This window comes from Accumulibacter sp. (assembly GCF_031732815.1).
Classification (GTDB): Bacteria; Pseudomonadota; Gammaproteobacteria; order Burkholderiales; family Rhodocyclaceae; genus Accumulibacter.
Genome location: NZ_JAVMKF010000263.1, coordinates 1 through 2,852 on the forward strand (window position 1 = coordinate 1; position 2,852 = coordinate 2,852).

2 protein-coding genes, 1 other RNA gene and 1 pseudogene are annotated in these 2,852 nt (G+C 61.1%); all 4 read left to right on the top strand.

Translation table 11 applies throughout. The features are described 5' to 3' along the window. Positions 1–305 (top strand): annotated as a pseudogene (locus RKP46_RS15475) (DUF47 domain-containing protein); the annotation flags it as partial. Positions 306–443: 138 nt separating this feature from the next. Further along, complete coding sequence (locus tag RKP46_RS15480) at positions 444–1,061, top strand: serine/threonine protein phosphatase (RefSeq protein WP_311107462.1); 618 nt, start codon at positions 444–446, stop codon at positions 1,059–1,061. A gap of 38 nt (positions 1,062–1,099) precedes the next feature. Continuing rightward, positions 1,100–2,521 (top strand): metallophosphoesterase, encoded by a 1,422-nt coding sequence (locus RKP46_RS15485; RefSeq protein ID WP_311107463.1) that lies wholly within the window; start codon positions 1,100–1,102, stop codon positions 2,519–2,521. A 39-nt stretch (positions 2,522–2,560) separates the two neighbouring features. After that, positions 2,561–2,852, top strand: a transfer-messenger RNA (tmRNA) gene (ssrA, locus tag RKP46_RS15490); the annotation flags it as partial.

The following is a 2,852-nucleotide window of genomic DNA, read 5'->3' on the forward strand; positions in this document are numbered from 1 at the left end:
CGCACGAGTTGGCGTCGATGACCGTTGATGCCTGCACGCGTCTGACGCGCGCCATTGCCTCGCTGAAGGAGCGTGAGCGCAATCAGGAAACGGTCAACCTCTGCGTCGAGATCGAACGAATCGAGGAAAAGTCGGTTGCCGTGATCTACAAGGCGATCAAGGCGCTGTTCGATGCCGAAGGTGACGACCGTGCTGCAATGCGGGCAATGCGCATGCGACAGTTCTATTCGTTGCAGGAGAAAGTGTTGCGGGCAACGAAGAAGGCGGCCCAGACGCTCGAGGAAATCCTGCTGCAGAATGCCTGAACTCGTGTTTCGGGCGTGCCCATCGTGCGCCGGCCGGTGAAACCCCGGCCGGCGTTGTTTGCTGGGGCGGCGACGAGTCCTCCCGGAGGAGTTGCGCCGCCGCGCCTCGTGCCGCTGGCCTTTTGAGCGCGCGCGGGCATGTCCGCCTCGGCCGGCAGCGCAGTCGTTGCTTCCCTCCAGTACGTCAAGGGAGTGCCTTTTCCCGGCGACATTCGTTGCCGGCAGATCCTGGTCACCGGACCGCCGGGCGCCGGCAAGAGCACCTTGATCATGCGCCTGGGCGGGTGGTCCGAAGAGGGCTACCTCGACCTCGGTCGTAAGCATTGGTGGCGCTCTGAGATTCTGACGGTCAGGCCACGCGAGATCCATCTCGGGATGCCCTTCATTGGGCTGGCGAACGCCGCTGCGGTCTTTGATGTCGAGTTTCTGCAAAACGAATCCTTTCCCGCGGTTGACTTCGCGCGCATCATCTTGCCGCCGCGCAAGCGCTACTTCTTTTCGGTTGACTGGTATCGGCGTTATGTCTTCGAGTTCCTTCTGCCGCCTGCCGACTTGCTGCTGGCCAGGCGCAGGGCGCGCGCGCAGGAGAGTACCCATCCCGTTGACCGGCAGATCAGCCTTGAAATCTGCGCCGCGCAACTCGAGGTCTTCCGTCGCGTGGCAGAGTTTCTGCACGCACGGGGGTTTTACGTGTATCACCGCGAGACGATGGATTGTGCTCCGCAGCGTTTTCTGACCGCCCAGTCCCGGCCGTGAAGAGGCGCAGGGGCTGGCGCGCAGACAAGCTATCGAGTGTGCTGGCCCGAATCAAAGGGGCGCTGGCTCGACTCGGTTTCGGCTGGGGGCACAACCTGAAACTGGGCGAAGCGTACCGTCTCGGCAGCACGAAGGTGCGCGTACCCCTTGACGGCGTTCCGATCGAGATAACGCTCGGACTGAATGACCGGCGACTTCACCTTTATCGCGAGAATCGCCTTGATCGCGACGGGAAGCCCGTCTGGCTGGAGAGCTTCATTCTTGTCGACCCGCGCACGCACATGCGCCGGATCGCTGGCTTTCTGCGCCTGAGCCCAAAGAGCTGGCTCGCGCTGGGCTCAGGCGACGAAGTTCAGAAGGCGATTTTCGACTATCCTGAGGCAATCGACGAGCAGCACATGGTGCTGATCTATGGCCGGGATGCGCTGATCTTTCGCAATCTGAGCGACGCCGGAACGGCGATTGCGCCGGTGATCGACAATGTTGGCCTGAGCCGAATCGGCCGGCTGCGGCGCCTGCGCGACATCATTGGCGGAAGAGTCGAAGTCTTGCCGCGTGACGACGCCTTGCGCTTGATCGAAGAGGTCAACCGTCTGATGCGCAGCGAGGCTTACCGCTCCACCGACGAGCGCGGCTTGCCTGGTGGATTGCTCGCCTTGCCGCGCAGCATGACCCCGGTTGTCGTCGCCGACCTGCACGCGCAGGCCGATAACCTGCTCACGGTGCTGGCTCAGAATGCCTTCCTCGATGCGCTTGAAGAGGGCTGCGCGGCGCTCGTCATTCTTGGCGATGCGGTCCATTGCGAGCTCGACGGACAACTGCACCAGATGGAAGGCTCGATGTTGCTGATGGATTTGATCTTCCGCCTCAAGCTGCGTTTTCCGAGCCAAGTCTTCTACATACGTGGCAACCACGACTCGTTTTCCGAGGAACTGGCCAAGGACGGGATTCCACAAGGCCTGTTGTGGGCGAAAGAACTCAGCCTGAAGCGCGGTCCTTCGTACCTGAAAGCGATGCAGGAGTTTTATGACCTTCTTCCTTATATAGTTGTATCGCCCGATTTCATCGCGTGTCATGCCGCACCCCCAACCAGCAAGGTGAATCGCCAGATGCTGATCGAGATTCATCAGCATCCCGGCCTGATACTTGAACTGACCAGCAATCGTCTGCGCCGGCCGAATCGGCCGCTCGGCTACAGCAGGCGCGATGTAAGGAGACTCCGCCGCTCACTTCACCTCGATCCGGCAACGCCGTTGATCGTTGGTCATACACCGATCGATCACGAGGCGACGGTCTGGCTGAACGTCGATGGAATTGATAACCATCACGTATTGTTCAGCGCCCGGCCAGAAAGCGTCGGGGTTTTTGTGCGGGTCAGCGGAAAAATGATTCCATTGATCTACCCGGTGGATGCGCTGAGCGCGCTGATCAACGCGTTGGCCGAGACTCTGGGCGACTGACGCCGCGCGGGGCGCCGGCACGCTTGCACAAGGAGGCTAGCGCGGTTTGGCCTTGGCGTTCGCTGGTCTGTGGACTATAATCCTGGCATGGTCGTAATTCCGGCAAACCGGAAGCGCTTTGGACGCGGGTTCGATTCCCGCCACCTCCACCACTAAGGGGGTGTACTGGTCTCGACAGGGTGAAATATGGCGAGCAGGCGACCCGAAGGGCGACGGACGTAATCCGCGCAAAACCACAAACGCCAACGATGAGCGTTTCGCACTGGCCGCTTAAGGCCTGCTGAGGGCGTAGCCGCCCAATAAACAGAATGGCTATCGGCGGGGGCTTCGG